The 298-nt window shown below is 53.7% G+C and carries 1 pseudogene; it reads right to left on the bottom strand.

Annotation, left to right across the window (positions count from 1 at the left end):
* Positions 1-298: pseudogene (gene yebU, locus J0A66_RS22775) on the bottom strand (16S rRNA (cytosine(1407)-C(5))-methyltransferase RsmF); the annotation flags it as partial.

Below are 298 nucleotides of genomic sequence, written 5' to 3' on the forward strand. Positions count from 1 at the left end.
GGCCAAATACCTCACCATCAAAATGGCTCATGGCCACATTAGCCGCACCCAGCCGTTGTATGGTGGCAGACAGTACTTTGAGACGACTGGAAGACAGCTCATTGGCTACCAGTAACCCTTGATTGCTCATCAGCGCACTGATTTGGGTGGTTTTTGAGCCTGGTGCTGCAGCCATATCCAGTACTCTGTCGGGGGGATCCAAATCCTCAAGCAGGGCCACAGGCGGCAGCATGGAGCTAGCCTCCTGGATGTAAAAAAGCCCGGCCAGATGTTCGGCGGTATTGCCCAGTTGAATGTT

Source organism: Bowmanella dokdonensis (assembly GCF_017254865.1).
Taxonomy (GTDB): Bacteria; Pseudomonadota; Gammaproteobacteria; order Enterobacterales; family Alteromonadaceae; genus Bowmanella; species Bowmanella dokdonensis.